The sequence below is a fragment of the Burkholderia dolosa genome (assembly GCF_902499135.1).
GTDB lineage: Bacteria > Pseudomonadota > Gammaproteobacteria > Burkholderiales > Burkholderiaceae > Burkholderia > Burkholderia dolosa.
Genome location: NZ_CABVPR010000027.1, coordinates 48377 through 63450, shown reverse-complemented (window position 1 = coordinate 63450; position 15074 = coordinate 48377). Strand labels below are relative to the sequence as shown.

Here is a 15074-nt window from a genome sequence, read left to right as displayed (position 1 = left end):
ACGCGATGAGAACGTCCGCTTCCACCCGCTCCGCGCCGGTATCGACCGGCGCGATCGCCGCGACGTCCGCCGCGGCTTCTTCCACCGTCACGCCGCGCGCGCGCCGCTTCGCGTCGCTCGCGCGCTTTCTGCCGTCGGGCCGCAGCGTCGCGATCGGCGTGCCGTTCCTGTGGCTCGCGATCTTCTTCGCGCTGCCGTTCGTGCTGGTGCTGAAGATCAGCTTCGCCGACCAGGTGATGGGCATTCCGCCGTACACGTCGCTCGTGCAGTTCAAGGACGGCGTCGTGCACTTCGCGCTGCAGCTGTCGCACTACGCGTTCCTGCTGCAGGACGACCTGTACGTCGCGACCTATCTGAGCTCGCTGAAGATGGCCGCGGTTTCGACGGTGCTGTGTCTGCTGATCGGCTATCCGATGGCGTACTACATCGCGCGCGCGGAGCCCGGCACGCGCAACGTGCTGATGATGGCCGTGATGCTGCCGTTCTGGACGTCGTTCCTGATCCGCGTGTACGCGTGGATCGGGATCCTGAAGGACGACGGTCTGCTGAACCACGCGCTGATCGCGCTCGGCGTCATCCACTCGCCGCTGCGGCTCTATCACAGCGACGCGGGCGTCTATATCGGAATGGTCTATTCGTACCTGCCGTTCATGGTGATGCCGCTGTACGCGCACCTCGTGAAGATGGACCTCACGCTGCTCGAAGCCGCGTACGACCTCGGCGCGAAGCCGTGGGTCGCGTTCACGCGGATCACGCTGCCGCTGTCGAAGAACGGCATCATCGCCGGCAGCCTGCTGGTGTTCATTCCGGCCGTCGGCGAATACGTGATTCCGGAGCTGCTCGGCGGCGCCGACACGCTGATGATCGGCCGCGTGATGTGGGACGAGTTCTTCAACAACATGGACTGGCCGATGGCGTCCGCGGTGACGGTCGCGATGGTGCTGCTGCTGCTCGTGCCGATGGCGCTGTTCCAGTACTACCAGGTCAAGGAACTGGAGGAAGCGAAATGATCAAGCCGAGCAAACCGCTGTCGACGGGCGTTCTCGCCTTCGGCTTCCTGTTTCTGTACATCCCGATCATCAGCCTCGTCGTGTACTCGTTCAACGAGTCGAAGCTGGTCACGGTGTGGTCGGGCTTCTCGCTGAAGTGGTATGCGGCGCTGTGGCAGGACGACGAGTTGCTCGCGGCCGCGTGGCTGTCGCTGAAGATCGGGCTGCTGACGGCCACCGCGTCGGTCGCGATCGGCACGTGGGCCGGCTTCGTGCTCGCGCGCTTCGGGCGCTTTCGCGGCTTCACGCTGTACACCGGGATGATCAACGCGCCGCTCGTGATCCCGGAGGTGATCCAGGGCATCTCGCTGCTGCTGCTGTTCGTCGCGCTCGAGCAGATGTTCGGCTGGCCGAAGGGCCGCGGGATGGTGACGATCTGGATCGGCCACGTGATGCTCTGCGTGTCGTACGTGGCGATCATCGTGCAGTCGCGCGTGAAGGAGATGAACAAGTCGCTCGAAGAAGCGGCGCTCGATCTCGGTGCGACGCCGCTGAAGGTGTTCTTCGTCGTCACGCTGCCGCTGATCTCGCAGGCGCTGCTGTCGGGCTGGCTGCTGTCGTTCACGCTGTCGATCGACGATCTGGTGCTGTCGGCCTTCCTGTCCGGGCCCGGCTCGACGACGCTGCCGCTCGTCGTGTTCTCGCGCGTGCGCCTCGGCCTGAACCCCGAGATGAACGCGCTCGCGACGCTGTTCATCACCGCGGTGACGATCGGCGTGATCGGCGTGAACCGGATGATGATCGCGCGCGAACGCCGCCGCGCGGCCGACATGAAACAGGCGTTCGCGACCGCCTGAAGCGCCGCGCCGCTTCCCGTACCGATGACGACAGCGATCGCGCGCCGCCCGGCGCGGCGTGCGATCCGAAACGCATTTTGACAGCCGCACGACAAGGAGAATCCGCAATGAAGAAGAAACTGATCTGCCTGCTGGTGGCCGGCGCGTTGCCGGGCATCGCGCTGGCCGGCTCGACGTCCGCCGAGATCAAGGCGCTGCAGGCGCAGGTTGCCGCGCTGCAGAAACAGATGAAGGCGATGCAGGCGCAGCTCGCCGCGCAATCGGGCGGCGCGCCCGTCGCGCAGACCGGCGCCGCGGGCCCGGCCAGGCCGGCCGTCGTCGCGGCCGATCCGTCGTCGCCGGATTACGGCCGCGCGCAGGCCGCGCTGACCAACGACGAAGTGAGCGAGATGAAGCAGCAGATCGCGAACCAGCAGCTGAAGGTCGACTCGCTGACCGACGCGGCGAACACCGGGCCGCTCGCGGGCCTGTCGGTGACCGGCTACATCGATCCGACCTACATCTACAACCGCGCGGCCGGCACGTCGTCGTTCCTGTTCGCGAACCACGAGAACGCGTACAACTACTTCAACAGCACGTTCGGCGATCTGTACCTCGACATCAAGAAGACGTTCGGCGTCGGCCCGATGGCGCCGTCGGCCGAGATCACGCTGATGCCGAACCGCGGCAACGGGATCACGCTGCTGCAGAATTCGCGCGGCTCGATCACCGACAACCTGCTGAATACGGCGGTCGTCAACGTGCCGATCAGCGCGACGACGACGCTCGTCGCCGGCCTGATCCCGAGCTTCGGCGGCTACGAAGTGCAGCAGTCGAACCAGATGCTGACGCTCACGCACAACCTGCTGTACGACTTCTCCGATCCGGGCAGCTACGTCGGCGCGGGCGCGAACTACACGAAGGGCAACTGGGCGTGGAAGTTCTTCGTCGGCAACGAGCAGTACCGCACGTACGGCTCGGTCACGCAGACGGGCACCAACGCGCTCGGCGATCCGATCACGACCAGCAACAAGGTGCCGACCTTCACCGCGCGCGCGGACTACACGTGGTCGAGCGCGCTCGACATCGGCGGCTCGTTCAACATCGGCCGGCAGACGCTCGCGAGCGCAATCGATGCGGACGGCGTCGTCCACTACGGTCCGGGCGGCGCCGCGCCAAGCGGCTACGGCACGTTCTTCTTCGGCGAAGTCGACGCGACCTACACGCTCGCGGACGTGCAGTACAACGCCGAGCTCGACTACGGCCAGCAACAGCATGCGGCGTACAACGGCGGGCTCGCGCAATGGTACGGGCTGTCGCTGCTCGCGCACCGCAAGTTCAATGCGCCGGTGGTCGGCCGCATGGGCGTGACGCTGCGCTACGATGCGCTCGTGAACCGCAAGAACGGCGGCGGTGGCGGCGGCATCGCGCTGAACGGCAACGGGATGGATCCGTACAACGGCTTCGGCGTCGATGCGGACTGCCTCGCGACGTCGAAGGCGAACGGCGGCCTCGGCTTCGACTGCAAGGGCGCGGTCCGTCAGGACGTCGCGCTCGACCTGCTGTTCTATCCGACCCAGCAGATCACCGTGAAGGTCGAATACCGGCACGACTGGGCGAACAACAAGGTGTTCCTGCGCAACGACGGGTCGTACGGCAAGTCCAACGACCTGCTCGCGACGCAGTTCATCTATTCGTTCTGACGTGCAGTACAGCGCGCCGCACGATGCAGGCGGCGCGCCGCGTGTTTATCCGGCCGGGGGCATGCGCGGCGCGCATCGGCATCCGGCCGCATCCGATGGAGCCCGTTCGATGATGCAATCGTTCAGCCGCCGCGCGGACACGCTCGCGCGCGACTCGTATTACGAAGCGACCGCCGTGCGGCCGCCGGTCGACGATCGCGTGCTCGACGACGCGATCGACGTCGACGTGTGCGTGATCGGCGCGGGCTTCGCGGGCCTGTCGACGGCGCTCGACTGCCGCGCGCGCGGGCTGTCGGTCGCGGCGATCGACGCGCATCGTCCCGGCTGGGGCGCATCGGGCCGCAACGGCGGACAGGCGATCACCGGCTTCGCGAAGGACGGCGAGATCGAGCGGCAGCTCGGCGCCGACGGTGCGCGCGCCGCATGGTCGCTGTCGCTTGACGGCGTCGCGCTGATCGCCGAACGGATCGCGCGCTACGCGATCGACTGCGACTTCACGCGCGGCTATCTGACGGTCGCGACGAAGCCGCGCCGCGTCGCCGATCTGCGCGCGTGGATGGACGCCGCGACGTCGCGCTGGGGACATCCGTCGCTCGCATGGCTCGACACCGGCGCGATACGCGCACGCATCGCGTCGACGCGCTATCTCGCCGGCGTCTACGATCCGCTGTCGGGCCACCTGCATCCGCTCAAGTATTGTCTGGGCCTCGCCGACGCCGCACGCCGCGAAGGCGTCGCGCTGTACGCGCACACGCCGGCGCTCGCGGTCGAGCGCGGCGCGCGGCCGGTCGTGCGCACGCCGTCGGGCGAAGTGCGCTGCCGCTTCGTCGTGTCGTGCTGCAACGCGGGGCCGGGCGGCGTGCTGCCCGCGTCGACCGCCGCGCGCATCGCGCCGGTCGCATCGTATATCGTCGCGACCGAACCGCTCGGCCGTGCGCGCGCCGATGCGCTGATCGCGCAACGCGAAGCCGTGTGCGACAACAACTTCTTCCTCGACTACTTCCGGCTCTCCTCCGATCACCGGATGCTGTTCGGTGGCCGCGCGAGCTCGGCCGGTGCGTCGCCGGCCGAGCTCGCCGAAACGATCCGGCGGCGGATGGTGCGCGTGTTCCCGCAGCTCGCGGACGTGCGCGTCGCGCATGCGTGGGGCGGCTTCGTCGACGTCACGCGCAACCGCGCGCCGGACTTCGGCGCGATCGATCCGAACTTCTTCTACGTGCAGGGCTTCAGCGGCCACGGCGTCGCGCTCACCGGCATTGCGGGGCGCGCGGTCGCCGGCGCGATCGCGGGCGACACGCGCGCGTTCGACCTGTTCGCCCGGCTGCGTCACCGCCGCTTTCCGGGCGGCGACGCGTGGCGGCAGCCGGCGCTCGAACTCGGGATGCTGTATCACCGCGTGCGCGCGCTGTTCTGAGCCCGTCCACTTCGTTCTCGACATCATGCAGACATTCGCGAATCAACCCCACGCCGCGTCGTACTACGCGGCGACCGTCAACGATACGACGCGCCATGCGCCGCTCGCCGGTGCTGCCGATGCGGACGTGTGCGTGATCGGCGCCGGCCTCACCGGGCTGTCCGCCGCGCTGAATCTCGCCGAGCGCGGCCATTCGGTGGTCGTGCTCGACGCGTCGCGGGTCGGATGGGCGGCGAGCGGCCGCAACGGCGGCCAGCTGATCGGCGGGTTCGCGTGCGGCATCGACACGTTTGCGCAGTTCATGCCGGCCGACGACGTGAAGCGGGTCTGGGACATGGGACTCGAAGCGCTCGCGCTCGTGAAGTCGCGCATCGCGAAGCACGCGATCGACTGCGCGTTCGTCCCCGGCTATCTGACCGCCGCGAACACCGGCCGCGATGCCGATTCGCTGAAGCGCTGGCGCGACGACGCCGCGACACGCTTCGGCTACGACCGCTTTCGATTCGTCGACGAGAACGAGCTTAGCGGCTACGTGCAGTCGTCGCGCTATCGCGGCGGCCTGTACGATCCGGACAGCGGCCATCTTCATCCGCTGAACTACACGCTCGGCCTCGCGCGTGCGGCGACCGCGGCGGGCGTGCGCATCCACGAGGACAGCTGCGCGACGCGCGTGCGCGACGTCGCGGGCGGCCACGTCGTCGAAACGGCCGGCGGCCACGTGCGCGCACGCTTCGTCGTGCTCGCGTGCAATACGTACGTCGGCTCGCTCGCACCCGCGCTCGCGAAGAAGATCATGCCGGTCGGCACCTACGTGATCGCGACGGCGCCGCTCGGCGAGGCGCGCGCCGCCGCGCTGATGCCCGCGCGCGCGGCGATCTGCGACAGCCGCTTCGTGCTCGATTATTTCCGGCCGGCGCCCGACACGCGGCTCGTGTGGGGCGGCAAGGTCAGCTATTCGACGCGGCCGCCGCGCAACCTCGCGGCCGCGATGCGCAACGACATGCTGAAGACGTTCCCGCAGCTCGCGGACGTGAAGATCGACTACGCATGGGGCGGCTTCGTCGACATCACGATGAACCGCGCGCCGCATTTCGGGCGCGTCGCGCCGACGATGTATTTCGCGCAGGGGTTTTCCGGGCACGGCGTGAACACGACCGCGCTCGCGGGCCAATTGATCGCTGATGCGATCGACGGACAGGCGAGCCGCTTCGACCTGTTCGGCAAGATCCGTCACCGCGACTTTCCGGGCGGCGCGGCGCTGCGCACGCCGGCGCTCGTGCTCGCGATGAGCTGGTATCGGCTGCTCGACGCGTTCGGCGTGCATTGAGCGGCGCGGGCGCCGCACGCGCAACGAGCAACGCGCAACGAGCAACGAGCAACGCGGAATGCGAAACGCGCAACGCCGAACGCCGAACGCAACGCCCAACGCAAAACGCCGAACGCAAAACGGCCGCGCTTGCGCGCGGCCGTCTCGTCGGACATCCCGGAACGCGCCGGCTTCGCGCTGCGGGCAGCTGAACGCGTTCGCGTCGCGGCCGCGCGGGCGGAGCCGGCATTGCGCCGATCAGTCGGTTCCGTACTTCGGCGAATGCGGCCCGTACAGCAGGCCGTTCGGCGGGCCGGCCGACAGCAGCCGGCCGCTCGTGACTCCCGCGACGTTGTGGCTCTGGTCCATCAGCGTGTTCGCGATCTGCTTGACCGCGGCCGTCACGAGCATGCCGATCAGCCCGCCGCCGCCGTTGTTGCCGCCTTCGTCGCTGCTCGCGCTCGCGCGGCCCTGCCACAGCACGTCGCCGGTGCGCAGATCGACGAGCTTCGCCGATGCCGACACGACCGTTGCGCTCGCAAGCACCCGGTAGACGGTGCCGTACTGCGACACCTTCGAGTACAGCGCGGCGTCCGCGCCGAAGATCTCGCGCAGCTTCGCGGGCGACGTCTGCTGGATCTCCGTCGGATTGGTCAGGCCGTTCTGCTTGAACGTCTCGTCCATCACCGCGACCGGCACCACGTAGTAGCCCGACTCGGCGAGCGGCAGCGTCATCTGCGACAGCATCCCGTAGGTCGCCGCAACGTCGGACGTTTCGTTGATCGGCGGCAGCACCAGGATCGAGCGCGGCTGGCTCTTCTTGAACGCGGTGTAGTTGGGGCGTTTCACCGGCTGCGCGCACGCGCTCAGCAGCGCGACGATCGACAGCACGGACATCAGCTTGAATGAAAGAGTCTTGAACATGGCAGGCGCGTCACTGTTTGGCGGTGGTCGAATCGGCGTTCTTCTGACCAGCGACCGTCTGCGCGGCGCCGTTCTGGTCGGCCGTCTTCTGATCCGCGGCCTTCGGCTCGCCGGTTTTCTTCTTCAGCAGGAAATCCATGTACGTCGACGATTCCGGAAACAGCTGCTTCTCCGCCTGCAATTCCTGTTCGGCCTGCTGCTCGCTGCCGATGCTCGCATACAGCATTCCGAGATGCGCATGGAAGCCCGGCGGCGGCATGTGGCCCTTCCCGCGGATCTCCTGCAGCGCCTTTTCGAGCGCGTCGATCTGCTCCTGCGGCGACTTCTGCCCCTTGAAGTATTCGTATACCTGCGGCTGATAGCCGGTCCACTGATAAAGCGGCGGCGTGGTGTTCGCGCAGCCGGCAAGCAGCAAGACGGCGGCCGTCGCCGGCAGCCAGTTACCCCGTTTCATGGTCTTTTCTCTTCGATGTCGTGGTGAATCGGTCGAGCGCGGCGCCGGCCCGGCGCGCGCTGCGGCATGTCGTTCGGCGGCTTACTTCGCGACCTTCAGCGCACCGGCGTCGACCTGGTCGACGAGGTGGTTCACGGCCTCCTGGATCGCGAGATCGAGCACCTTGCCGTTGAGCGTCGAGTCGTAGCCGGCCGTGCCGCCGAAGCCGATCACCTCGCGGTTCGACAGGCTGAACTCGCCGGCGCCCTGGCTCGATGCGACGACTTCCGACGTCGTCGTGTCGACGATGTTCAGGTTGACCTTCGCGTACGCGACCTGCGTCTTGCCGCGGCCGAGAATGCCGAACAGCTGGTGGTCGCCGACGTCCTTGCGGCCGAACTCGGTCACGTCGCCGGTCACCACGTAGTTCGCGCCCTTCACCGCCTGCGCCTTCTTCAGGAAGCCCGCTTCCTGCTTGATCTCGTCGAGGTTCTCGCGATCGAGCACGTTGAAGCGGTGGCTCTGCTGCAGGCGCGTGACGAGGATCGTCTTCGCCTGTCCGCCGAGACGGTCGATGCCGTCCGAGAAGATGCCGCGCATGTAGCTCGAACGGTTGTCGAACTTGCCGACGGCGATCGCGACGGGCTTGCCGGCGTACGGCTTCTGCGCGCTGCTGACGGCCGGCACGTCGAGCGTGCGCGACGATTCGGTCGCGCAGCCGGACAGCGCTGCGGCGACCAGCGCCGCGACGACCACGGTGCGTCGTGTCTGAGTATTCACTGCTGGGTCTCCTTGCGTGGAAAGTGTGCCCGGGACGGGCGTGCCGAATCGCCGGCGGACCGGCGATCGGCGGGATCGCGGTACGGAGCGGCTCGCGCGCGCCGAAGCGACGCGCGCGAGCCGGTTCATCGCCGTGCGGACGACGTCGGTATTCGGAGGGAAAGTGCGCGCAACGGACGTGTTGCGGCGAGAGACGGACAGGCGGCGCGACGATCGACAGCGTGGCGCGCGCCGGTTACCCCATTGTTCTGTTCAGTGCGCTGTTGATCGCGCATGCTTGGCCCCGTATATGCTTTGGCGCGATCATACCAAACCTCTTTATCGAGACGGGCAATCGGCAAAACGATGCGCGGGTTTGCGGCGTATTCGCCACACGCGCCCGCGGTGCGCGGTACGGAAAACGCGCAGCAGCCGTGCGGCCATGAAGCCGCGGCGGCGCGCCGGCCGACGAGCCGGCGCGCCGGCACCGCTAGTCGTTCACTTTCTGGCGCATCGTCACGAACTCCTCGGCCGCGGTCGGATGAATGCCGATCGTTTCGTCGAACTGCGCTTTGGTCGCGCCCGCGCGAATCGCGATCGCAATCCCCTGGATGATCTCGCCCGCGTCGCGGCCGACCATGTGCGCGCCGACCACGCGCTGGCTGTCGCGCGCGACGACGAGCTTCATCAGCGTGCGCTCGTCGCGGCCCGACAGCGAGTGGCGCAGCGCCTTGAACGACGTGCGGTAGACGTCCACTTCGCCGTGCAGGTCGCGCGCGTGCGCTTCGGTGAGGCCGACGGTCGCGACCTCCGGCTGACTGAATACCGCCGACGGCACCCACTCGTGGTCGGTCGCGACGCGCCGGCCGCCGAACAGCGTCATCGCGAGCAGCGCGCCGTCGCGCGTCGCCACCGGCGTGAGCTGCGGACGCGACGTCACGTCGCCGATCGCATGGATCGATTCGACCGACGTCGCCGAATACGCATCGACCGCGATCGCACCGCGCGCGTCGAGCACGACGCCGGCCTGCTCGAGCCCGAGCCCTTCGACGTTCGGTACGCGGCCGGTCGCGTACAGCACCGCGTCGTACGGCCCGTGCCGCGCATCGCCGACGCGCACGCTCAACGTGCCGTCGTCCGCGCGCTCGATCGCGTCGATCACCGCACGGCAATGGATCGCGACGCCCTGCTTCGTCATCTCGTCGGACAGGAACTGCCGCACGTCGTCGTCGAAGCCGCGCAGGATCGTGTCGCCGCGATAGAACAGGTCGACGCGGCTGCCGAATCCGTTGAAGATGCCCGCGAACTCGACCGCGATATAGCCGCCGCCGACCACCGCGATGCGCTCGGGCAGCGCGGGAAGCGACAGCGCCTCGCGCGACGTGATCGCATGCTCGATGCCGGGCCGCGGCGGCAGCGACGGGCGCGAGCCGGTCGCGATCGCGATGTGGCGCGCGCGGAACCGGCGATCGCCGACGGCGACCGTATGCGCATCGACGAGCGTCGCGCGTCCCGCATGCATGTCCACGCCGGATTGACGCAGCAGATTCACGTAGATGTCGCTCAGCCGATTGATCTCGCGGTCCTTCGCGGCGATCAGCGCCGGCCAGTCGAGCGTGCCGGCGCCGAAGGTCCAGCCGAAGCCCTTCGCGTCCTCGACGTCGTGCGGATAGTGCGACGCATAGACCAGCAGCTTCTTCGGCACGCAGCCGCGCAGCACGCACGTGCCGCCGATCTGCTCTTCCTCGGCAATGCCGACGCGCGCGCCGTACGAAGCCGACATCCGGGCCAGTCTCACGCCGCCCGAGCCGGCCCCGATGACGAAAAGGTCGTAGTCGAAATCCATCGGATGCCCTCATCGCAATTCGGATGACGGCACGATAGCAAGATTCGGGAATTCGTGCGGCGCGTCGCGCGATGCCGCGCACGCACGATAAAAAACGGCGAGAGACGTCGCCTCTCGCCGATCAAACCGGCCGCCGGTTCGGTCATGCGTCACCGATCGAGCGCATGCCCGGCCTGCCGGCCGCGCGGCACCGGCCCGCCGTCGCGCGCGAAGCGCACGCGCGGCCGGGCCGGCCGCCATGCTCATGCCTGCGACGCGTCGCCGCCGTCGGTCGCCTGCGTGTCGTCGGCCGCCTGTTCGGGCTGGCCTTCGTTCTTCTCGAGCCGTGCTTCGAGCGCCTCGGCGCCCTTGAAGCCCGCAACGGCTGCAGCCGCCTTCGTCAGCAGGCCCGCATCCGGATCGACCTTCTCCGCTGCCTCGACGGCCGCCACGGCGCCGGCAATTTCACCCACGGTGTTCAGGATTCCCATCGCCATCCCCTTCCCGGAAAAATCGTGACGAGCATCGTCACATGAAAAAAACCGGCAGACCGCGTTTGTCATCGCCGGATACAGAAGTTACGCGCCGGCGCGGCCGCGCTTGCGGCACGCGACGACAGTGCACGCAGCGTAGCCGAAAGCCCGTGCGCGCACTGTCAAAGTATGTTTGGGGACGCCGACCGATCGCTTACGACGCGCCGTCGCTCGCGACGACGCGCAGGCCGAATCGTCGCACGCATGCGAGCGTCGGCCGACGAAAAAAAAGAGGCTCCGTGCGGAGCCTCTTCGATGCGCGCCGCGCGAAGCGCCGGCGCATGCGATCCGGCGTTCGTCAGAAGATGTTGCGCAGGCCGATCGCGATGCCGGTCTGGTTGCTGCGACCCGGCAGCTCGACGTTCGCCGCGCCGTTCGTCTTGTTGAAGTCGATCGTGCCGTAGATCTCCGTGCGCTTGCTCAACGCGTACTCGGCGATGCCGACGATCGCATAGCGGTTGCCGCTCGCGAGCGTGCCGTTCGCGGTCATCGCGTTGCGCATGTGGTCGTAGTAGAACGCGCCCGTCAGCGTCAGCGGCGTGCTGACCTGCCAGCTCACGCCCGCGAACGGACCGTCGTCGATCCGGCCGGTGCCCTTCGCGACCGGAATCGTCTGCTGCGCGAGCAGGCTGTCGACGAAGCCCGTGTCGTCCTTCGAGCGCAGGTAGCCCGCGTAGACCTTCGCCTTGCTGAACGCATAGACGACGTTCGCGTGGTAGATCGTCTGCTTGCGTGCGGAGTTGTCGCTGTTCTGCTGCGCACCGGCCGCGATGCTGAGCGGCCCCATCACGTACGACAGCGACACACCCCACGCGTTGCCCTTGCCGAGCGAGCCCGGAATCTGGCCGGAGAAGCCGCCGGGGCCGGTCGATTCGTAGTTCGTGCCCGTCGAGTACATCGCCTTCGCGGTCAGGCCCGCGAACTTGCCCGTGTACTTGATCTGGTTGTCCGCATACAGGCCGCCGCCGAGCGCGACCGGCAGCCACGCGTTCTCGAGGTAGTTGCCGACCGTCAGCGGATCGTACGTGTCCGCGAGCAGGTCGAACAGCGGCGTCCTCTGGCGGCCGAGCGTGACCGTGCCGTACGGGCTCTGCAGGCCGACATATGCGGCGCGGTTGAACAGGCGGCCGCTGTCGGCGAACGCGCCGTTCTGCAGGTTCACGCCGCTTTCGAGGTTGAACAGCGCCTTCAGGCCGCCGCCGAGATCTTCGGTGCCGTAGATGCCGAAGCGGCTGTTCGTGATCGCGCCGTTGGTCATCGACAGGAGGCCGTCGTTGTTCGCGTTCGCGTTGGTCAGGTACCGCACGCTGACGTCGGCGACGCCCCACAGCGTGACCGAGCTTTGCGCCGCCGCGTGCTGGCTGGCGAAGGCCAGGGCGGCGCCCCCTGCGATGGCTGCGAGCCGGATGGTCTGCTTCATGAGCTTTCCTTGTTTGTTGGTGTCTCCGTTCATTGCCGGCCGCGTGCGCAGCCGGGTGGCGATCGCGCGCGCTCTTGGCGCGCGCGATGTGGGCTGAATCATAAGACCAGTGCGCGCGCTGAAAGAAATTGAAACGCGCGGGAGCCGCGCGATTGTCGCCCGCGAGCAACGTTTGCCGCGCCGGGCTTGCGTGCGGCGCGGGCGATGCGGTTTGCCGCGGTGCGGCAACGATGGGCGGCGGCGTAAGGGTTCGGGACGTGCGCACGGACCGGATCGGCACGCGCGCGGCGGCGGCTGCGGCGAGCGGAAGCGGCCCGTCAGGCCGGCCGCGAAGCGTCGGCGGCGGTGGTGTTGGGGCTGTTGGCGCTGTTGGCACTGCCGCTGTTGCTGGTAATACCGCCGGTGCCAATGTTGCCGCCGGCGCCCCGCGCGCGCCGCACGATTTCGGCAAACGCGAGCGCGAGCAGCAGCACGGCGCCCCACAACGCGATCTGCGGCGCGATGCGCGTCGCGAAGCCGCCGATCACCGCACCGGCGAGAAAGCAGAAGCTGATCGTCGCGAGCAGCGCCGAGTCGTGCAGCGCGGGCGCGTCGTAACGCGGAATCAGTCCGACGAACAGCTTCTGCGCGGCGCGCCGCAGATTGCCGGTCGTCATCACCGACGTGTACGACAGCTCCTCCACATGCGTGAACGACAGCGTCTGCAGCGTCGCGACGAACGAGATGCCCGGAATCAGCCACGCGCTCGACGCGCCGACGGCGCCGGCCGCCGCCACGCCGAGAAACGCGATCTCGACGATCAGGCTCACGAACGCGGTATGCCGCACCCAGCCGCGCTGCGCGGCCAGACCGAGCACGTGCGCGACGAACACCGCGATCACGAAGCCGACGAGCGGCGGCACGTGATGCAGCGCAGCGACCCAGTCGCCGGCCGACAGATTGATGCCGAGCAATGCGACGTTGCCGGTCATCGTATTCGCGAATACGTGGCCGTGGCCGACGTACGTATACGCGTCGAGATAGCCGCCGGACAGCGTCAGCAGCGCGGCGACGGTCAGGTTGCGGCTCGCGCCGTCGAGATCCATCGATCCTCCCCTGTGATGCGCGGGCCGGCCGCATCGAGCGGCCCGCGCGGAGTTCGGCCGTCGCGGCGTGCGCCGCGTGGCCCCGGCGCCGCCGGCGGCGCATGTCCGCCGGCGGCGCCCCTATAATGCGCGGCGTCGGCGCGCGTACGCGACGCGCATCGCGGCCGGCCGGAAAGCGCGGCGTCGCGCGTTTCGCGACACGGCGTTGCCGCGGCCTTCGCCACCGAAGATCCGGCCGAGTATACCGGCGCCGTTTCGCGTCGCCGGCCGTGCGCCCTTTTCACCGAGCATCGAATGACGCCAGCGAAGTTCTTCCTGCGCTACACCGCCATCCCGTTCGTCGCGATCGTGCTGGTGGCCGGGTGGGCGCTCAACCGCGAGTCGGGCGAGATCGACGCGCGTCAGTACGCGGCGCTCGCGGCCGCGTATCCGTCGTTCACGCCGAAGCTGAAGCGCGAAGTCGCCGACGCATTGCGCGGCGGCCGGCTTGCGAAGGCCGACTACGGAACGATCATGCGCGACGCGCTCGAAGCCGGCTACGTGATCGACTGGCCGGCCGCGGCGGACGACGTCGGCAGCGAACGCGGCCGGCTGCTCGGCGTCGTGAACGGCGACCGCCCGGCGTCGCAGTAGCGCGGCTTCCGCGTCCGCGCGCGCTCACTGGCCGATGCCGGTGAGCCCGAGCAGCGCGCCGCCGGCGAGCAGCCACAGCGGATGGATGCGCGTGCGGTACGCGAGCACCGCGCACGCAGCCGTGATGCCCCACTGGATCGCCGTATGGTTCGACGCGTGCGCGATCAGCACGGCGCTCGCCGCGACGAGCCCGGCCGTCACCGGCATCATCCCCTGCTGCACGTAGCGCCGCCACGGCCGATCGCGAAAGCGCTCCCATGCGTGCAACGCGAGCACCGTGACGACCGACGACGGCCCGAACTTCGCGAGCGACGCGACCAGCAACCCGGGCCAGCCGGCCACGTGCCAGCCGACCAGCGACACGATCATCATGTTCGGTCCGGGCGCCGCCTGCGCGAGCGCGAACAGTGCGCTGAACTCGTGCGCGCTCATCCAGTGATGGACGTCGACCACCTGCCGCTGCATCTCCGGCAGGATCGTGTTGCCGCCGCCGAATGCGAGCAGCGACAGCTGGCTGAAGATCGTCCCGAGCGCGATCAGCGTGTCGTTCACGGCCGACCTCCGTCGCGTGCGGCCGCCGGCGACGTGCGTACGTCGCGGCGTCGCGACGCGAGCCAGATGCTGACCGGCGTCAGCACGAGCATCGTCGTCAGCAGCGGAATGCGCAGCACCGCGATCGCGACGAACGCGAGCGCCGCGATGCCGGCCGCCGCACGCGCGTGCCGCAGCGGCTTCGCGACCTTCACGGCCATCGCGGCGAGCAGCCCGGCCGCAGCCGCCGCGAGCCCGGCGAACAGATGCTGCACGCGCGGGTCGTCCTGCGTCTTCGCATACAGCACGCCGAGGCCGACGACGACGAGCGTTGGGCCCGCGATCAGCCCGAGAATGCCGGCCAGCGCACCGGCGACGCCGCGAAAGCGCATGCCGACCGCGACCGACAGGTTGATCACGTTGCCGCCCGGCAGAAACTGGCACAGCCCGAGCAGATCGGTGAATTCGTCGGCAGACAGCCACTTGCGCTCGTCGACGATCGTGCGCCGCGCGAACGGCAGCGCACCGCCGAACGACATCAGCCCGAGCGACAGGAAGCCAACGAACAGCGCGGCGAGGCCGACGTTGCGCGGCGAACCGGCAGGCGGCGCGGACATGGATTGCATGGGATCCCTCATCGAATGGTCTGCCGAGATTACCGCCGTCCGGCATCGCCGCAAAAC

Annotated in this window: 15 protein-coding genes; 6 read left to right on the top strand and 9 right to left on the bottom strand. The window is 68.6% G+C overall.

Annotated elements, in window-relative coordinates:
• Positions 1-5 precede the first annotated feature (5 nt).
• The 5 genes from BUB20358_RS14395 (at position 6) to BUB20358_RS14375 (ending at position 6269) form a co-directional block, all read left to right on the top strand.
• Positions 6-1010, top strand: a complete 1005-nt coding sequence (locus tag BUB20358_RS14395; RefSeq protein ID WP_006763199.1) for an ABC transporter permease subunit — start codon at positions 6-8, stop codon at positions 1008-1010.
• Entirely contained in the window at positions 1007-1846 is an 840-nt protein-coding gene (locus BUB20358_RS14390) for an ABC transporter permease subunit (RefSeq protein ID WP_006763198.1), read from the top strand. Before BUB20358_RS14395 ends, BUB20358_RS14390 begins: the two co-directional genes overlap by 4 nt.
• Before the next feature lie 107 nt (positions 1847-1953).
• Positions 1954-3528: a DUF3138 family protein gene (locus BUB20358_RS14385; protein ID WP_035971594.1), complete on the top strand. Its 1575-nt coding sequence runs from the start codon at positions 1954-1956 to the stop codon at positions 3526-3528.
• A 109-nt stretch (positions 3529-3637) separates the two neighbouring features.
• On the top strand, positions 3638-4942 hold the full coding sequence (locus BUB20358_RS14380) for an NAD(P)/FAD-dependent oxidoreductase (protein WP_035973246.1): 1305 nt from the start codon (positions 3638-3640) through the stop codon (positions 4940-4942).
• A 25-nt stretch (positions 4943-4967) separates the two neighbouring features.
• Positions 4968-6269, top strand: a complete 1302-nt coding sequence (locus tag BUB20358_RS14375) for an NAD(P)/FAD-dependent oxidoreductase (RefSeq protein WP_006763196.1) — start codon at positions 4968-4970, stop codon at positions 6267-6269.
• Positions 6270-6506: 237 nt separating this feature from the next.
• Here BUB20358_RS14375 and BUB20358_RS14370 read toward each other — a convergent pair whose 3' ends face one another.
• The 7 genes from BUB20358_RS14370 to BUB20358_RS14340 form a co-directional block, all read right to left on the bottom strand.
• Positions 6507-7172, bottom strand: coding sequence for a DUF799 domain-containing protein (locus tag BUB20358_RS14370; RefSeq protein WP_006763195.1), 666 nt, complete (start codon positions 7170-7172; stop codon positions 6507-6509).
• 10 nt (positions 7173-7182) lie between these two features.
• Positions 7183-7626: a DUF4810 domain-containing protein gene (locus BUB20358_RS14365; RefSeq protein ID WP_006763194.1), complete on the bottom strand. Its 444-nt coding sequence runs from the start codon at positions 7624-7626 to the stop codon at positions 7183-7185.
• Between the two features lie 81 nt (positions 7627-7707).
• Positions 7708-8385: a CsgG/HfaB family protein gene (locus BUB20358_RS14360; protein WP_006763193.1), complete on the bottom strand. Its 678-nt coding sequence runs from the start codon at positions 8383-8385 to the stop codon at positions 7708-7710.
• Positions 8386-8854: 469 nt separating this feature from the next.
• The gene (gene gor / locus BUB20358_RS14355; protein WP_006763192.1) at positions 8855-10210 is read right to left on the bottom strand and encodes a glutathione-disulfide reductase; all 1356 of its coding nucleotides are present in this window, start codon (positions 10208-10210) and stop codon (positions 8855-8857) included.
• Positions 10211-10452: 242 nt separating this feature from the next.
• The gene (locus BUB20358_RS14350; RefSeq protein ID WP_035973245.1) at positions 10453-10680 is read right to left on the bottom strand and encodes a hypothetical protein; all 228 of its coding nucleotides are present in this window, start codon (positions 10678-10680) and stop codon (positions 10453-10455) included.
• Between the two features lie 340 nt (positions 10681-11020).
• Positions 11021-12142 carry a porin gene (locus tag BUB20358_RS14345; RefSeq protein WP_006763190.1) on the bottom strand — a complete coding sequence of 374 codons (1122 nt, stop codon included), beginning with the start codon at positions 12140-12142 and terminating at the stop codon, positions 11021-11023.
• A gap of 317 nt (positions 12143-12459) precedes the next feature.
• Positions 12460-13227, bottom strand: coding sequence for a YoaK family protein (locus BUB20358_RS14340; protein WP_006763189.1), 768 nt, complete (start codon positions 13225-13227; stop codon positions 12460-12462).
• A gap of 294 nt (positions 13228-13521) precedes the next feature.
• Between BUB20358_RS14340 and BUB20358_RS14335 the strand changes: the two genes are divergently transcribed.
• A complete protein-coding gene (locus BUB20358_RS14335) occupies positions 13522-13860 on the top strand; it encodes a hypothetical protein (protein WP_035971591.1) in 339 nt (112 codons plus the stop codon).
• A gap of 24 nt (positions 13861-13884) precedes the next feature.
• Here the strand turns inward: BUB20358_RS14335 and BUB20358_RS14330 are convergent, their stop codons facing one another.
• On the bottom strand, positions 13885-14412 hold the full coding sequence (locus tag BUB20358_RS14330; protein WP_006763187.1) for a chromate transporter: 528 nt from the start codon (positions 14410-14412) through the stop codon (positions 13885-13887).
• Positions 14409-15017 carry a chromate transporter gene (locus BUB20358_RS14325; RefSeq protein WP_035971588.1) on the bottom strand — a complete coding sequence of 203 codons (609 nt, stop codon included), beginning with the start codon at positions 15015-15017 and terminating at the stop codon, positions 14409-14411. Before BUB20358_RS14325 ends, BUB20358_RS14330 begins: the two co-directional genes overlap by 4 nt.
• Positions 15018-15074: the final 57 nt, after the last annotated feature.